Below are 17017 nucleotides of genomic sequence, written 5' to 3' on the forward strand. Positions count from 1 at the left end.
CGGTTTCAAAATTACGAGCATTGTAGGTATATGGATATCACCAAAGAGCCAATTTTAAAATTAAGGGCCAATGTAGTTATATTTGGCGCGATTTTTATATTTTTTGTTCAGAATGCAAATGCTGTAGGGGTAGCTTTAGATGGTCGAAATAAATTCGCGGGAATTCCTACTGGTATAATTTACGATGTTGAAGTAGTAGGAAGCGTTATATATGTAGCATCAGAAAACGGAGTATTCGAAGTAATCGGGGGGCGCTCCACTAAGTTGAACTTTAACCCTAATAGTGACATATCGGGACCAATATCTGATATTCAGTATGACCCTTCAGGTCACCTTTGGATTGTTGAGTATGGGGTAGGGGTTTTTAAAGTTCGAATTGCAGATAAGAGTTCAGTAGAGCTTCCTATCCCTAAACACTGGAAAGAGTACGTTTGGTCGGTAGCGGTTTCGCCAAGCCATCTTGCACTATCTATTGTTAGTGGCGTCTACATTGTGGATAAATCAACTGGTTTAGTTGAAGCTTGGGCTGATAGCATAGGTCTGGGGAATACCACTAGCGCGTATTCAATAGCGACTGATAATCAAAACTTTTACGTTGCATCGGAAACAGAGTTGTTAACTATCGATCCAGAGCATCAAACAATTAAAAAAGACACCTTGATAGGAAGGTACAACGAATTATCAACGCTTAACGTTGTTGAAATACATGAAGACTCTGTATATCTAGCGGGAAAAGAAGGTATATACATAGTTAATCAAACCAGTAGCGATTTCTTTCCTTTTTTTAAAGCCCACAATAAATCAGACAATGTCACAGACCTACACATATCCGACAACGGAGAAATTTGGGTCGCAGCAGGCGGAATGTATAAAGTATCTAATGGTCTAGTTTCGCCAGCAAAATTTTTGAATCCCGTCATATATTCAGAAAGTATCCGCAGCATTACCGCTATAGCGGAAACCAACTCAAATGACCTATTGATAGCATCATCTCAACTTGGATTAATCGGGATCTCAAAAAAACACCGTGCGGTAAATTTCCTCCATGAAAATGGCGATATACTTGACAAAAAAATTGTAACTCACGGTGTAGATAGACATTACGCGCTAGAGATAAGGACTAAAGAAAAAAGCTATACTGTGGATCTTACAACCGGTGCGTTAACCTCCTATGGAGACTCACTGGGCGCAGAGTGTATAGAACGTAACGCTGTTATATTTACCAATATTAAAGAATCAGATGCTAGCAATTTTAAAGGTTGTGGCGAAACCTACTTCCATACTATTGAGATCTCAAAAGATAGCTTTTATGCGTATCACGATAATGGCTCTAGCAGCAGCTATTACCTCGTTCATGAAGGAGTTGTGGTCGATGAAATTAGCGCTCCTGCAAAGATTCTTCATTCGGTGTTATCTGAAAGCGGTGAATTATTGGCTTACGATAGTGAGAGCAATATCCATATTCAGTTATCGAAACTGAGCTGGAGGAAAATTAATGTTCAAGAAGGGGGCTGGTCGAGCATAACCTGTCTAATTGAATTGAGTGATGTGTTTCTCATATGTACCACAGGAAAAGGTCTTGTTGAGTTAAGTAAGGAAACTGGAAGAATAGCCAGAAGTAAAATACTGGAAACAAAAGAAATACGGTTTATTCGTGGCGCAATATTAAGCGAAAACAATAACTTGTGGGTAACGACAAACATGGGGCTCTTTCTCTATGATTTTCAAGAAGGCGTCACACACTACATAGGAATTGAAGATGGTATATTAGACACAGACTTTGAATATAACAGCTTCATAGGAAATAGCGGCAGCATTATAGTTTTTGGTGATCGTTACCCTTATTTAATAAATGAAAAATTAATTCTAGACGCTGTGCGTCATGCCGAAACTAACGGGCCCTCTTCCGTTTATACTATGATTGCTTGGGGGGCGGGCATAGAGAAAAAGGAAGTTCATTATCCCAGTGCAGAAGAGTTTGAGTTTCAGATAGGCAGCGACTATGACTCTATTGCGATCAATATTGGCACAAATAGCTTTTTAGCTCATGAAAATCAACACGTTGAGTTTCGAATCGTTGGGCTTAATAACGATTGGGTGGTACACCCGGAGTCCTTCGTGTATGTGGCGCTCTCCGACTTAAGCTACGGCCGGTATCAGGTTGAATCACGGATACTTGAAGACGGGCGACGTAGTAGTGTAAGTAGATTGAATTTCATCGTTATCCCTCCTTTTTACCTTTCGTATTTCGCATTTATCATCTACTTTATCTCGGCGGTAGCGTTTATTGTCCTAGCGAAACTTGGATACCTAAAACCATTCAAACGTTATCTCAAAAACACCAAAGTTTATCAATTTATCGCACGTTACGAACTCACAGATGGCCAGTCTAAATTTGAAAAAACGCTTCGTGCTAAAGAAAAGCATATCAGCAATATAGCGCACGATCTTCGCACCCCCTTACAAATCATTTTAGGTTCATTAGAAAAAGCACCTGATAGTACAAACATAAGTAGCACGGAATTTACCACACTAAGGCAAAACGCCATGCGAATTGAAAAGCTGGTGGACCAAATGAGTTCTACTGTGCCTAACATAGAGGGAAGCAAGTCACTGTTTAGTCGCTATTCAGTTGAAGATGTTTCCCACGTAGTAATGAACGTAGAGCCATTAGCGAAGGCTAAAAATCAACATTTAGAGGTAACCTGTCGGGGTAAACAGCATATTTGTTTAATTAGCGATAGCTTAGAAAAAATTGTTACTAACCTGGTAGAGAACGCTATTAAATACACTCCAGAACACGGCAACATAAAAGTATGTGCTTCTATAGACGATAAAAACCTTAGGGTTACTGTAACTGATGATGGCGAAGGCATAGATGCAAGTGATCATGATAAGGTTCTTGAACGCTTCGTTAGAGTGCATAAAGGTGAGGTTGAAGGCCAAGGTGTCGGGTTATCGTTAGTGGATGACTTAGTCAAATTAAACCAAGGTAAACTCACTCTTTCTAGTGTTTTAGGGCAGGGAGCTAAATGGACCGTTATTTTACCTCTCGATGACACTGAGTCGGTAAACGCAGAACAATCTAGCAATACTGAAGGCAAAAACTGGGATGATAGGCACACCATAATCGTTATTGACGATAACCGTGAATTTCGTACCTATATGTTTAATCTGCTGACTAAAAACTATCGTTGTTTAATTGCCAAAAGTGGCCGACAAGCGCTCGAATTAATGGGCAAATATAAGGTGGACTTGGTGATCACAGATTTAATGATGAGGGGGATAGATGGCATCACGTTAACTGAGAATATACGCAGTCATGAAACATTTGCTACTACTCCGGTTATTATACTTACTGCTAAGACCGATGAAGCGACAAAGCGTAAAGCACTTGAAGAAAAAGCTGACTACTATCTAACAAAACCTACGCCGAACAATGAACTACTGCTACTTGTGGATCACCTTTTATCGCTACGCACTTTAACCGCTGTCGAGGGTGCCGCCCAGCCCATTCTTCCCCAATTAGGTGAGTCGTTAAGAATACCTGAATTCACGTCGGAAAAAGACATGAATTTTTATCTCAATTTCATTGAGGTATTAGAAAAAAACTACCACAACGAGCATTTTAATCGGGATATGGCCGCTAACTTATTACTTATGAGTGCACGTAGCCTAAACCGTCGTTTGTCCGAGCTGTTCGACTACAATTTTAGTGAGTTTTTAACGCGGTTTAGAATAGATAAAGCGGTGCCCTTACTGGTAAATGGTGGGTCTGTTATTACCACAGGCATGGACGTTGGCTTTGGAACGCCTTCCTATTTTTCAACGTCGTTTAAAAAGATAAAAGGGGTGTCGCCTAAGAAGTTCGTTGATGAAAGAAAAGTAGGCGAGGGATAGCACTGTTCACTTATCACGCGCCACCCGCTAAATATACCTACGTCGCTCTGCTAAAAAACCAATTGCCATAAACGCCGCTACAAAGCCTACTCCTTGGTATTGCCAAGGCAAATAGGCAATAACGTGCTTTAAAAAAGGTGCGCCATATAAGGTTAATGCGCCATAACCAAAGGCACACAGCAAAACGAATAGGCTAATTCTTAGCATGAAATGGTAGGGGGCGAGTATACGTTTAACATGGCCATTAATAATATCGCCATATACCACTAAAATAGTGGCCATTAGCATAATACTCATTTCGGTATAATAGGGGCTTAACGCGCGCGATACTGCGCTAAATAATTCAGTCATAATAGGGTACGGCACCTACATCATTATGCTCATCACTATGGTGCCGTTATAATACCCTTTATCTATCTATTGCAGAAGTAGTTTACTTACTGGCCGCTAACGCTTGGTTAAGCTTATTTACCGCGGTAAAACCTTGCTCTATTGTGGCAATTCTATCGTTAGTTTTATCGCGCTCCACAAACTTATGTTGTATACCTGCAAGCTCGCCATGGGCAAAAATATTTTTGAAGTCGATGACGCCGGTGCCTACATCTGCAAAGGCCCCGTCTTTTGCCATGTCTTTAACGTGCCAAAGTTTAAACCGCCCAGGATAGCGTTTGAAATATTCAACTGGGTCTTGGTTAGCTTTTACCGCCCAGTATAGGTCTAATTCCATGGCTACAAAGTCTGGGTCGGTGTTTTCAATCAATACATCTAAAGGTAGCTGCCCTTGTCGGTTTTCAAACTCAAAATCATGGTTATGATAGGCAAGGGTGATACCTTCTTTTTGGCAGGCTTCGCCAATGGAGTTTAAGCTATCAGCTAATCGTTGATAGGGCTCAATCCCTTCGCCGCGCTGCGCCTCGCTTAGCCACGGCACTACTACATACTTATGGCCAACTGTCTGCGCATCATCCAGTACTTGGCTTAGGTTCTGTTGTAAATCTTGTAACTGTACATGGGCCGAGGGCGCCGTTAAGCCTTCGCCGTCTAAAATGTGCTTAATTTCTTTGGCTGAATGGTTGAAGTATCCAGCGAATTCCATTTCTTTATACCCAATAGCGGCAACCAGCTTTAAGGTGGCCGGAACGCTCACTTTCATAATGTCACGTAGGGTGTAAAGTTGTAAGCCTACCTTTGTATTACTCATCGTATGTTTACCGTGCCCATGTGCTAGTATGCTAGGCGCAATGGCAACCCCAGCTGTGGTAGCAGCAAGTTTCAAAAAGGTTCTGCGGGCGAGTGAATGCTGATTATATGATGCTGTCATTTAAGGTCTCTCCTTTACGCGTGTTTAGCCGGGCCAGTACTCTGGCGGGTAATTAACTCAAAAGGCATTATCACCTTTGGCGCTTTACGAATTTTTCCATTTAGCACATCTATTAATAGAGTAACGGCGGTTCTGCCGAACTCTTCTGCGGGTTGCGCTATGGTAGTAAGAGGGGGGTCACAAAATGCCGAAAAGGCAATATCATCAAAACCCGCTACCGATATATCGTTAGGAACATTAAGGCCGGCCTGTTTAAAGGCTTGCATTGCGCCAATGGCGGTTTCATCATTTTCACAAAACACCGCGGTAGGGCGCTGCGTAACAGGCAATTGCGAAATGGCAGTACCCGCTTGATAGCCCGCTTGTAGTGTAAAGTCGCCGGGAAACAGTAAATGATCATCAAACGCAATATTGGCGGCCGCTAGCGCATCTTGATAGCCTAATAACCTATCTTGCGTTAAAGGGCTTGAGTCTGGCCCTTTCACCATCGCAATGCGTTGATGGCCATAATTGATGAGATGGGTTGTCATAGCGTTGGCCGCAGCACGGTTATCTAACGAAACAACCGGGTACTTACCACACTCAATTACCTCACATGCGTTAACCATAGGCAAAAGACCATTGTCGTTAATCATGCTGTCGTCTAACGGAGTTTGCGCCCGAAGTTGAATAAGACCGTCAGCTTGAGAAGTACTCACCATTTTGGCGTAATGGGCTTCAATATCGGGGTTGCCAAGGGTATTTGCCAGCAGTATTGAATAACCTAACTCAGCGGCGGCTTCTTGCATACCGCTTATAACCCGTGCGAAAAAAACGTTTGCTACGGTAGGAACCAATACAACTAAGTTATGGGTTTTACCCGAACGAAATTTAACCGCCATTAAGTTTGGTTTATATCCCACCGATTCAACTGCCGCCATCACCTTATTGCGTGTTTTAGGCGACACTCGCTCAGGCTGTTGAAGCGCCCGCGATACCGTGGCTACAGAAACACCTGCGCTGTCTGCTACATCTCTTATATTTGCCATAGTTATTGTATTTTTACTGCTTGCCTATGTTGCTATGTTTAACCGGTAGTCAAAATGTAACCGTTATCATTACCTTAGAAGAATACGTCACTTTTTTAAAAAATCCAGCACTATGTGTTGCTGTTTTGTTAAATTGCTTCCGAGTACCTGCGGGTAAGCTAGGCGGTACGTGACCTATAGCAGAAGAGAACGGGGTTGAAACGTGAAAATTTTCAACTTTAGTTTAACAAAAAGAGACCAAATACATTGACAGGTAAAAATGTAATCCGTTACATTTTATACATAGTTACAATTATGCAACAAATTGTGAGAGTGTCGAAGCATCGAAATTTATGTTTTGTTGGCTTTGGGCACACAAGGAGCAAATATTATGGCGCGAACACAACCAATACGAATGGGCATGATAGGGGGCGGTGAAGGGGCGTTTATCGGCGCCGTTCATCGACATGCAGCTGGGCTCGATGGTGATTATAAACTGGTATGTGGTGCGTTTAGCCGCGATGCAAAGAATAACAGTAACACTGCCGATGCTTTAAATATAGACAGCCAGCGAACTTACAGCGATTGGCAATTAATGCTAGACGCTGAAGCGAAACTTCCACCTACAGAGCGAATGGAAGTGGTGGTTATTGTTACCCCTAATCATTTGCACGTTCCTATCTCTTTAGCCGCGATAAAAGCGGGTTTTCACGTGTTTTGTGAAAAGCCGGCAGGTGTTGATTTAGGCGAAGTACTCGACTTACAAGATGCTTTGCTTTCTAGCGACCGTTTATACGGGTTAGCTCATACCTACTTAGGTTACCCCATGGTATGGCAAGCCCGCCATATGATAGAGCAGGGCATGCTAGGTAGTATTCGTAAGGTGTTTGTCGAGTACCCACAGGGATGGTTGTCAGCTAACGAAGAAAGCCACAATAAGCAAGCCGAATGGCGTACCGACCCCGCATTAGCGGGGGGCAGTGGCTGTATGGGCGACATAGGCACCCATGCATTTGGGCTGGTAGAGTTTGTTCTAAACGACAACGTTAGTGCCCTGTGTGGTGAGTTACATACCCATGTAGAAGGCCGGCGTTTAGACGATGACGGCGCAGCACTTATCAAAATGGAAAGCGGCGCAACCGGTGTACTCATTGCAAGTCAGGTGTGTGCAGGTGAGGAAAACGCGCTAAAAATTCGCGTTTACGGCGATAAAGGCGGTTTGGAATGGCAGCAAATGGAGCCAAATTCAGTGGTATACCGTCCGTTAGGCGCGCCTTACCAAGTATTTCGTGCAGGGTTAGGACAACCCGGTTTGTGTAATGAGGCTATAGATCGTTGTCGTACTCCCGGGGGACACCCTGAAGGGTATTTAGAAGCAATGGCGAACTTGTATAAAAACTTCGCTGTGGCAATACGAAACGGCGACAGCGGCAAGGCTAAAGGTGTGCCGGGTATCCATTCTGGGGTAAGAGGTTTGGCCTTTATTAGTGCTATGTTGGCCAGTTCAGATAGCGATATGAAGTGGGAAACTATAAGTAATGTTGGCCTACAAAATTAAGCCTAAGAACCTAAAAGGATATCAGCATGACAAACACGAATGAAAGTAACACCGGCATTAAAGGGCCCGCTGTTTTTCTTGCACAGTTCATGGGTAAAGAAGCGCCCTTTGACACCTTAGAAAATATGGCAAAGTGGGCAGCTTCTCAGGGGTATAAGGGTATTCAAGTGCCTACCGACCCTGCCTTATTCGACTTAGAAAAGGCGGCAGAAAGCCAAGACTATTGCGATGAAGTAGCAGCAAGCTGTCGGGCCGCCGGCGTTGAAATTACTGAGCTGTCTACGCACCTTCAGGGGCAGCTTGTAGCGGTACACCCGGCCTACGACGAGCTATTTGATAACTTTGCCCCTGAGCATTTGCATGGTAATCCTCAGGCAAGAACCGAATGGGCCGTTAATCAGCTTAAATGCGCGGCTATAGCAAGCAAGCGGTTGGGGCTAAATGCGCACGCTACCTTTTCCGGAGCATTAATGTGGCATTTGGTCTATCCGTGGCCACAGCGTCCAGCCGGCTTGGTAGAACAAGGGTTTGCCGAGCTAGCAGCGCGTTGGCGCCCTATTTTAGATGCTTTTGATGAAGCAGGTGTTGATGTTTGTTATGAGATTCACCCCGGTGAAGACCTACACGACGGGGCTTCTTTCGAGCAATTTCTCGCGGCGGTTGATAACCACCCTCGTGCGAATATCTTATTTGATCCCAGCCATTTCGTATTGCAGCAATTAGACTACTTAGATTTTATCGATCGCTATCACACGCGTATAAAAATGTTCCATGTTAAAGATGCCGAGTTTAACCCCAATGGTCGAAGTGGCGTTTACGGCGGCTACCAAGACTGGAAAGAACGTCCAGGGCGCTTCCGATCGCTTGGCGATGGACAAGTAGATTTTAAAGGCATATTTAGCAAGTTAACCCAATACGGATTTACCGGCTGGGCGGTGCTTGAATGGGAATGCTGTTTAAAAGACTCAGCCCAAGGGGCAGCAGAAGGTGCGCCCTTCATAGCCGAGCACATTATTCAACCAACGCGCTATGCCTTTGACGACTTCGCAGGTGGCGAGGTTAGTGAACAAAAAAACAATCGAATTTTGGGCATTAGCAAGTAGGTCGCCCGCAGACACCGGATAACAATAATCATGATAAATCTACGTCTTAGCATAATGATGTTCTTGCAGTTCTTTATTTGGGGAGGCTGGTTCGTCACTCTAGGTACTTACCTTGCCAATACATTATCCGCCAGTGGCGGGCAAATAGGTATGGCGTTTTCTACCCAAAGCTGGGGGGCCATTATTGCGCCCTTTATTGTGGGCCTAATTGCCGATAGGTATTTTAATGCAGAGCGTATATTGGGGGTACTTCATCTTTGTGGTGCGTTACTTATGTACACCATGTATCAAGCAGACGATTTTACCGCTTTCTACCCAGCTGTATTGGGGTACATGATTGCCTACATGCCCACTCTGGCTCTGGTAAATTCGGTGGCGTTTGGCCAAATGAATAACCCATCAAAAGAATTTGGCAAAGTTCGGGTGTGGGGCACCATTGGCTGGATAGTCGCGGGCTTAATGATTAGCTATGTATTTTCTTGGGATTCAGCCGCTTCAATAGCTGATGGCATGCTGCGAAATACCTTTCTGTTGTGTGCTATTGCCTCATTTGGTTTAGGTGTATATGCCTTTACGTTGCCGGCTACACCACCAAAAGCAAAAGGGCAAAAAACGGGCTTAAGAGACGTTATAGGCCTTGATGCTTTGGGTTTATTAAAAGACAGAAACTTCTTAGTGTTTTTCCTTTCCTCGGTACTTATATGTATCCCATTGGCTTTTTATTACCAAAACGCAAACCCGTTTCTTACTGAAATAGGTGTAGAAAATGCCACCGGAAAAATGACGCTCGGACAAGTGTCGGAAGTACTTTTCATGCTCGCTCTACCCATTTTTCTGAATCGTTTTGGCATTAAAGCCACCTTACTTATTGGTATGGCGGCATGGGTATTACGTTACCTTCTTTTCGCTTTCGGTAACGCCGACGAGGCGCTCTTTATGCTTATTGTCGGCATCGCGTTGCACGGTATTTGTTACGACTTCTTTTTCGTATCAGGGCAGATATATACCGACGCAAAAGCCCAAGAGAGTACAAAAAGTGCTGCGCAAGGGCTAATAACCTTAGCCACCTATGGCGTAGGGATGCTTGTGGGTTTTGCCATCGCAGGCCTTATTACCGATAAATATACGGCGCTGGCTGGAAATCACCAATGGCAGGATATCTGGTTGTTCCCCGCAGGGTTTGCTGCGGTAGTGCTAATCATCTTTTTATTGATGTTCAAATCTGAAAAGGTACAAACCGATGCATAACCATAGCCGAAGACGCTTACTTAAAACGATGGCGTATACCGGGGCGGGGGTGCTAACCACTGCACCTATGTTTGCCCGGGCGCACGGCAATAACGCGGGCACAGATGAGGTGGCGATGGACAACAAGCTCAATTTGAAGGGCAACATTAATCACTCCGTGAGTCGTTGGACATACGGCGACCTCTCTATTGAAGAATTATGTAAAACCGTTAAAAAACTCGGCTTTAGCGCTATCGATCTTGTGGGCCCAGAAGACTGGCCTACCTTGAAGCGCTACGGTATTGATTCATCCATGTGTAATGGGGCGGAAATTAGTTTAGAAGATGGGTTTATTCATGCCCACCTTCATGACGAACTTGAAAGGCGTTATATAAAACACATCGATTTGGTCGCCGACGCAGGCTATACCAACCTTATCTGTTTTAGCGGTAACGCTAAAGGGATGAGTAAAGAAGAAGGGTTAGCAAATGCGGTAGCTGGATTGCAACGAATTTTGCCCCATGCCCAAAAGCGAGGTGTAGTGATTTTTATGGAGCTATTTAATAGCAAAATAGATCATCCAGACTATATGGCCGACAGCTCTAAGTGGGGAATAGCGTTAAGTAAGCAGCTTAATAGCAAGCACTTCTCATTGTTGTACGACATCTACCATATGCAAATTAACGAAGGCGACATTATTCGTACTATTCGCGATCACCATGCCTATTTTGGTCACTACCATACGGCGGGCGTTCCGGGGCGCCACGAAATAGGTGAATCACAAGAATTAAATTATCCCGCCATTGCTCGCGCAATAAAGGAAACCGGGTTTAGTGGGTACTTGGCACAGGAGTTTATTCCTACGCCAGAAACAAAAGCAGGCAGAGTGGCATCGCTTCGCGAAGCGGTCGCAATCTGCGATGTATGAATTTAAAAATACGAACTCACTACATGATGTAGGTGTGTAAGGGGACACAAGATGGCAAATAATGACTATGATGCAATTGTCGTTGGCTCAGGGATCAGTGGTGGCTGGGCAGCAAAGGAACTCACCGAAAAAGGGTTGAAAGTCTTGATGCTTGAACGCGGCAAAAACATTGAGCATATCAAAGACTATAAAAATGCGCATAAAGAGGATTGGGATTATCCCCACCGAGATTTAGCCACACAAGCCATGAAGGTAGATTATCCCGTGTTAAAACGCGACTACCCCCTAAACGAAAAAACCTATGGCATGTGGGCGAATGAAAAAGAAAACCCTTATATCGAAGACAAGCGTTTCGACTGGTATCGAGGCTACCATGTTGGGGGCCGCTCCCTGTTATGGGGCCGCCAAAGTTACCGTTTAAACCGTGAAGATTTTGAAGCCAACGATAAGGAAGGCATTGCGGTAGATTGGCCTATACGTTACGAAGACGTTGCGCCTTGGTATGACTATGTTGAAAAGCATGCAGGTATCAGCGGTAACCGCGACGGGCTAGATGTACTTCCCGATGGTATTTTTCAACCAGCGATGGCGCTTAACTGCGTTGAAAAAGACGTAGCTGCGCGCGTGAAAAAAGCTTTTAAAGGTACCCGCCATATTATTTCCGGTCGTACGGCGAATATGACCGAAGCGAAACCTGAAGATGGACGTACCAGTTGTCAGTACCGTAATAAGTGCTGGTTAGGCTGTCCTTTTGGTGGGTACTTTAGTACTCAATCATCAACCTTACCTGCCGCAATGAAAACCGGCAACCTCACCCTTCGTCCCTTCTCTATCGTTAAAGAAATTCTTTACGATAAAGACCGTAAACGCGCCACAGGGGTTGAGGTAATAGATGCACAAACCAATCAAACCTATGTGTTTAATAGTAAAATTATTTTTGTAAATGCCTCAGCGTTTAATTCTGCGTGGCTACTTATGAACTCTGCAACCGATGTATGGGATGGCGGTCTTGGCAGCAGCAGTGGTGAGCTAGGTCACAACGTGATGGATCACCACTTTAGAGTGGGCGCGTCGGCCACAGTAGAAGGGTTCGATGACAAGTATACCTACGGACGACGCCCTAGTGGCTTCTATGTTCCTCGTTTTAGAAACTGGGGCAGCGATAAACGAGACTACCTGCGAGGCTTTGGTTATCAAGGTGGTGCTAGTCGTAACGGATGGCGAAAAGATGTTGCCGAGCTAGGTGTGGGCGCAGACCTAAAAGACGCATTGTCTGAGCCGGGCGGCTGGACCATTGGCATGACAGCGTTTGGCGAAATGTTGCCTGATCACGCAAATCGTATATATCTGAATAAAAACACTACCGACAAATGGGGCCTCCCCGTGCTAGCGATGGATGTTGAGATTAAAGAAAACGAATTGAAAATGCGTAAAGATATGCAGCAAGACGCAATGGATATGTTTGAAGCGGCCGGGCTTAAGAATATTGAAGGTTGGGATGCTGATTATGCGCCGGGTATGGGTATACATGAAATGGGCACAGCACGAATGGGCAGAGATCCTAAAACCTCTGTGTTAAATGGGCATAACCAAGTATGGGATGCGCTGAATGTATTTGTTACAGATGGCGCATGTATGACATCGGCAAGCTGCGTGAACCCATCATTAACGTATATGGCACTTACTGCCAGAGCAGCCGAATTTGCGGTAGAGGAATTAAAGCGAGGTAACCTGTAATGCAACGCCGAGATTTATTAAAACTGATTGCCGCAACAACCGGCACTATGATGGTGGGCGGTAACGCCCTTGCTTACGAAATAGTGCCCCCGGTGCCGCTAAGCGATACCGGGTTCAGCAAAGAAGACGTTTCGTTACTTAACGAAATGGGCGAAGTTATCATTCCGAAAACCGATACGCCGGGGGCAAAAGCCGCTAATGTTGGCGAAACCATGGCTGTGCTTGTGGCCGACTGTTATACCCCGTTGCTACAAAAAACCTTTAAAGCTGGTTTACAGCAAATAAGTCGCCGCAGTAAAGAAGAATTCGGTAAAGACTTTTTACTGCTTAGCAAAGAGCAAAAAACTCAATTATTTAATGCGCTTGATACTGAAGCGAAAGCCGCGAACTTAGCCAATGGCATTCCTACGTATATAGAAACCAGTAAGCCAAATAGGTGGGATCCAGATACCGATAAACCCACCCCCCACTACTTTACGTTGCTAAAGCAGCTAACGTTGTATTGCTTCTTCACGTCAAAAGTAGGGGCCACCAAGGTGCTTAGATATGTTGCTATACCAGGTTATTACGATGGCGAATACCCGTATAAAGAAGGGGATAAAGCGTGGGCTACTTAGTAAATGCGCTTGTATAAAACCAAAACGCACAGGGTTTTTTAGAACAGAATTTAAGGGTTATAAGATGAAGGTAAGTAGCAAGAAACACTTAATGATGGCGCTAGCGGCAGGCTTAACCGTTACCGTAACTGCGCAAGCAGACGTTGAAGGAAGTGATATGTCAGACAATCAGCAACTTAGCCGTGCACAGCAAGCGGCGAAGACAGAAGTTTGGGAGCCGGTGCCAGAGGTGGTGAATGCCGACAAAGGTGCGGTTCCTTCTGATGCTATTGCACTGTTAGATACGTCGATGTCGGCGTGGGAGTCGCTGAAGGGCGGCAAAGCCCCCTGGACCATGGAAGACGGCGTGCTAACGGTTAAACCAGGAACCGGCGATATCAAAACCAAACAAGGGTTTTGTGATGTTCAGCTGCATGTAGAATGGCGTGTTCCTAAGCCAGAGCCTGATATGAAGGGACAACAGCGTAATAATAGCGGGATTTTTTTGCAGCAACGCTACGAAGTACAAGTGCTAGATTCTTATGAAAACCCCACTTATCCTAATGGGCAGGCGGGGAGCATTTACAAACAATCTATACCGCTTGTGAACGCAATGCGTGCACCGGGGCAGTGGCAAGAGTATGACATTATTTATACCGCGCCTAAATTCGATGGAGAGTCATTAGAAAGCCCGGGCTACATCACCGTGCTTCATAATGGCGTAGTGGTACAAAACCATACGGAAATACAAGGCACCACAGAGTGGATTGGCGCGCCGAAATACAAAGCACATGGCTGCGCGCCTATTCAATTGCAAGATCACGGAAACCTCGTTAGCTTCCGTAATATTTGGGTACGTGAACTTTAACTGATAAGGGTACGAGCAGGCTACTGCTCGTACAATTCTAGCGGCAAGCCGTCTGGGTCTTGAAAAAAGGTAAACCGTTTGTTTGTGTAAGGGTCGGTGCGAATAGGCTCACATGCCACCTGGTGATTTGCAAGGTGAGCAATAACATCCTCGATATTACTTACCTTAAACGCTAAATGGCGCAACCCTTGCGCTTCTGGTCGAGAAGGACGCTCAGGTGCACCAGGAAACGAAAATAGCTCTATTTGGCTGCCATCCGGCAGTGCAATATCGCATTTATACGAATTTCTAGCTGCGCGATAATTCTCATCTAAAATGCGAAACCCTAACACATCGGTGTAAAATGCCTTCGATGTGGGGTAATCGCTACAGATAATGGCCACATGGTGAAAACCACTAAGCATCGTCATAGTCCTTTTTTCCTGTTATTTGTATCATTATGGCATTTCTAGGCCGCGCGCACGCTCAAGTAGCAAATACCAATGCTCACGCGTTAGCTGTACGCGGTTAGCCTTTTCGCAAGCTTCAATACGTGACACATTGGTACTACCCAGCACAGGCTGTACATTTGCCGGGTGACGCATTAACCACGCTAGCACTATGGCTTCTGGTGTGGTTTCATATTCCCCTGCCAATTGAGCCACTAACGCTGCCGTTGCTGTTTCTTCAGGTGTTTGCGCGTTTGCGCCTGTGTATCTGCCTTGGCCTAAGCTTCCCCACGCTTGCAGCTGTACCTTGTTCGTTAAACAGTGCTCTACAGTGCCAGGGGCGTAACCAGAGTTTCTATTGGCTATGCTATTAGTAGTGACACCGTCTTCCAGCCAATCACGAAAAGCCAGGCTCATTTCTAACTGGTTTGCCACTATCGGGGTAGGTAAAGCCGATTGTAAATAAGCAATTTGATGGCCATGCATGTTCGATACGCCTACGTGGCTAATTTTGCCTTCTTTTTGAAGCGTGGTTAGCGTGTTAGCGACTTCTTCTAACTCCATCAAAGGATCGGGGCGGTGTAAAAGCAGAACATCGAGTTTTTCTATATTTAAGCGAGACAAAATCCCTTCAACTGAATGCGTAATCCAGTTGGCGGAAAAGTCATAACGCTTTGGCCCTAGGTCATCTTCAAAGCGTATGCCGCACTTAGATTGTAATATCATTTTGTCTTTAAGGGCGGGCGACTGTTTTAGGACTTTGCCAAACACGGTTTCGGCTTTACCGAAGGTATAGATGTCCGCATGATCAAATACGTTAATACCAAGCTCAAGAACCTTTTCTATAATCTCATGGGCTTGTTTTACATCGCCGTCATTAGCAGGAATATCATTCCAGCCGCCGCCAAGGCCCATACAACCATAAATTAGTCTACTGGCTTGAGGGAAGAATGCTTGCATCAGGTTACTCCAAAGTCGCGTATATAAAATTAACTATGCACTATAGCGAGGTGTTAGTGGCAATATAAGCCCTATGGGGTCCAAGTCGCGCATTTAGTCGACTGTTTAACAAATGAATACGTATGAAGTGATACATATAGGTAGATAAATGCGTAGTTAAAGCACAAGCGCATAGTGAGAGGAAATTTTATGAAGAAATGGTTACTAGGATGGATAGGTGGTTTAACTATGGTGTTAGGGGGGTGTACAGGTACACCTGATAATGTCGCTGCTGTTGAAGACTTTGAAGTAAAGCGCTATTTAGGGAAGTGGTATGAAATTGCGCGTTTTGATCATAGTTTTGAAGAGGGTCTTTCAAGGGTTACCGCGAATTACAGTGTGCGCGACGATGGCGGTATAAAAGTGATCAATCGCGGCTATAACGATGAAAATGGACAATGGGATGAAGCAGAAGGTAAAGCCTACTTTGTTAAGTCTAAAGATATAGGTCATTTGAAAGTTTCGTTTTTCGGCCCCTTTTACGCCAGCTACGTGATAATGAAACTCGATAAAGAGAATTATCAATACGCGTTGGTCACTGGGCCAGATCGGGAATACTTGTGGTTGCTAGCGCGCACCCCCACACTCCCACAGGCTACGCTGGATGAGCTGTTGAATTTCGCGCAGCAAAAAGGCTATGACACAGATAAGCTTATTTGGGTTGAGCACGAAAACAGCTAAGATCGGGTTGGTAATAGTGAACTAAGAGGCTATTTGCCCAGCTCGATATTTGCCTAAATGTGGTATACTGAGTGGCAAATTTCTATTGGGATACCTACTGTGCTTCAAAATGCTGTAATGACTCGGGCTGAAAACGCCTGCGAACTTTGTAAAAATACTGATGGTCTTGACGTTTACATGGTGCCTGAGTCACCCGATGAAACCGCTGGCTGCGCCGTGTTTACTTGTCAAACTTGCCGTGAACAACTTACTAACGAAGCAGAGCTGAATGCTACCCATTGGCGCTGTTTGAATGATGCGATTTGGTCTCCTGTACCGGCAGTGCAGGTGGTGGCGTATCGAATGCTCAACCGTTTAAACGCAGAAGCCTGGGCGCAAGATTTGCTTGATATGATGTATTTGGAAGATGAAGTTAAGCAATGGGCAGAGGCCGGACTTATTGAGCGTGAGCCTACCCTTGATTGTAATGGCACGCCCCTACAACCGGGCGACAACGTTCATCTTGTAAAAGACTTAAATGTAAAAGGGGCTACCTTTACCGCTAAGCGTGGTACACCCGTGCGTGGCATTAGTTTAAGTGATAATCCGTTGCATATTGAAGGTAAAGTTAACGGTACGCGAATTGTCATTATTGCGGCGTATACCAAAAAGTCATAGTTCATTT

15 protein-coding genes are annotated in these 17017 nt (G+C 44.8%); 10 read left to right on the forward strand and 5 right to left on the reverse strand.

Annotation, left to right across the window (positions count from 1 at the left end; genetic code table 11):
• The first annotated feature begins 30 nt into the window (after positions 1–30).
• Positions 31–3900, forward strand: coding sequence for a response regulator (locus GTH32_RS14660; protein ID WP_163087116.1), 3870 nt, complete (start codon positions 31–33; stop codon positions 3898–3900).
• A 27-nt stretch (positions 3901–3927) separates the two neighbouring features.
• Here GTH32_RS14660 and GTH32_RS14665 read toward each other — a convergent pair whose 3' ends face one another.
• From GTH32_RS14665 to GTH32_RS14675, 3 genes are all read right to left on the reverse strand, one after another.
• Positions 3928–4251 (reverse strand): DUF3392 family protein, encoded by a 324-nt coding sequence (locus GTH32_RS14665; RefSeq protein ID WP_163087118.1) that lies wholly within the window; start codon positions 4249–4251, stop codon positions 3928–3930.
• 82 nt (positions 4252–4333) lie between these two features.
• The gene (locus tag GTH32_RS14670) at positions 4334–5221 is read right to left on the reverse strand and encodes a sugar phosphate isomerase/epimerase family protein (protein WP_163087120.1); all 888 of its coding nucleotides are present in this window, start codon (positions 5219–5221) and stop codon (positions 4334–4336) included.
• A 14-nt stretch (positions 5222–5235) separates the two neighbouring features.
• A complete protein-coding gene (locus GTH32_RS14675) occupies positions 5236–6249 on the reverse strand; it encodes a LacI family DNA-binding transcriptional regulator (RefSeq protein WP_163087122.1) in 1014 nt (337 codons plus the stop codon).
• Positions 6250–6619: 370 nt separating this feature from the next.
• On the opposite strand from GTH32_RS14675, the gene GTH32_RS14680 reads away from it, so the two are divergent.
• From GTH32_RS14680 to GTH32_RS14710, 7 genes are all read left to right on the forward strand, one after another.
• Positions 6620–7786 (forward strand): Gfo/Idh/MocA family protein, encoded by a 1167-nt coding sequence (locus GTH32_RS14680; protein WP_163087124.1) that lies wholly within the window; start codon positions 6620–6622, stop codon positions 7784–7786.
• Between the two features lie 26 nt (positions 7787–7812).
• Entirely contained in the window at positions 7813–8889 is a 1077-nt protein-coding gene (locus GTH32_RS14685) for a sugar phosphate isomerase/epimerase family protein (RefSeq protein WP_163087126.1), read from the forward strand.
• Positions 8890–8919: 30 nt separating this feature from the next.
• Entirely contained in the window at positions 8920–10137 is a 1218-nt protein-coding gene (locus GTH32_RS14690) for a nucleoside permease (protein WP_163087128.1), read from the forward strand.
• Complete coding sequence (locus tag GTH32_RS14695) at positions 10130–11044, forward strand: hydroxypyruvate isomerase family protein (RefSeq protein WP_163087130.1); 915 nt, start codon at positions 10130–10132, stop codon at positions 11042–11044. Before GTH32_RS14690 ends, GTH32_RS14695 begins: the two co-directional genes overlap by 8 nt.
• A 51-nt stretch (positions 11045–11095) precedes the next feature.
• On the forward strand, positions 11096–12781 hold the full coding sequence (locus GTH32_RS14700; protein WP_163087132.1) for a GMC oxidoreductase: 1686 nt from the start codon (positions 11096–11098) through the stop codon (positions 12779–12781).
• The gene (locus GTH32_RS14705) at positions 12781–13398 is read left to right on the forward strand and encodes a gluconate 2-dehydrogenase subunit 3 family protein (RefSeq protein WP_163087134.1); all 618 of its coding nucleotides are present in this window, start codon (positions 12781–12783) and stop codon (positions 13396–13398) included. Before GTH32_RS14700 ends, GTH32_RS14705 begins: the two co-directional genes overlap by 1 nt.
• 64 nt (positions 13399–13462) lie before the next feature.
• The gene (locus GTH32_RS14710) at positions 13463–14245 is read left to right on the forward strand and encodes a 3-keto-disaccharide hydrolase (protein WP_163087136.1); all 783 of its coding nucleotides are present in this window, start codon (positions 13463–13465) and stop codon (positions 14243–14245) included.
• A 20-nt stretch (positions 14246–14265) separates the two neighbouring features.
• Here GTH32_RS14710 and gloA2 read toward each other — a convergent pair whose 3' ends face one another.
• On the reverse strand, positions 14266–14649 hold the full coding sequence (gene gloA2, locus GTH32_RS14715) for an SMU1112c/YaeR family gloxylase I-like metalloprotein (protein WP_163087177.1): 384 nt from the start codon (positions 14647–14649) through the stop codon (positions 14266–14268).
• A 33-nt stretch (positions 14650–14682) separates the two neighbouring features.
• Entirely contained in the window at positions 14683–15633 is a 951-nt protein-coding gene (locus GTH32_RS14720; protein ID WP_163087138.1) for an aldo/keto reductase, read from the reverse strand.
• A gap of 189 nt (positions 15634–15822) precedes the next feature.
• Here GTH32_RS14720 and GTH32_RS14725 point away from each other — a divergent pair, with 189 nt between their 5' ends.
• Complete coding sequence (locus GTH32_RS14725; protein WP_163087140.1) at positions 15823–16353, forward strand: lipocalin family protein; 531 nt, start codon at positions 15823–15825, stop codon at positions 16351–16353.
• A gap of 99 nt (positions 16354–16452) precedes the next feature.
• On the forward strand, positions 16453–17010 hold the full coding sequence (locus GTH32_RS14730) for a PhnA domain-containing protein (RefSeq protein WP_343033445.1): 558 nt from the start codon (positions 16453–16455) through the stop codon (positions 17008–17010).
• The last annotated feature ends 7 nt before the right edge of the window (positions 17011–17017 follow it).

Source organism: Alteromonas profundi (assembly GCF_010500865.1).
In the GTDB taxonomy this organism is placed as follows: domain Bacteria; phylum Pseudomonadota; class Gammaproteobacteria; order Enterobacterales; family Alteromonadaceae; genus Alteromonas; species Alteromonas profundi.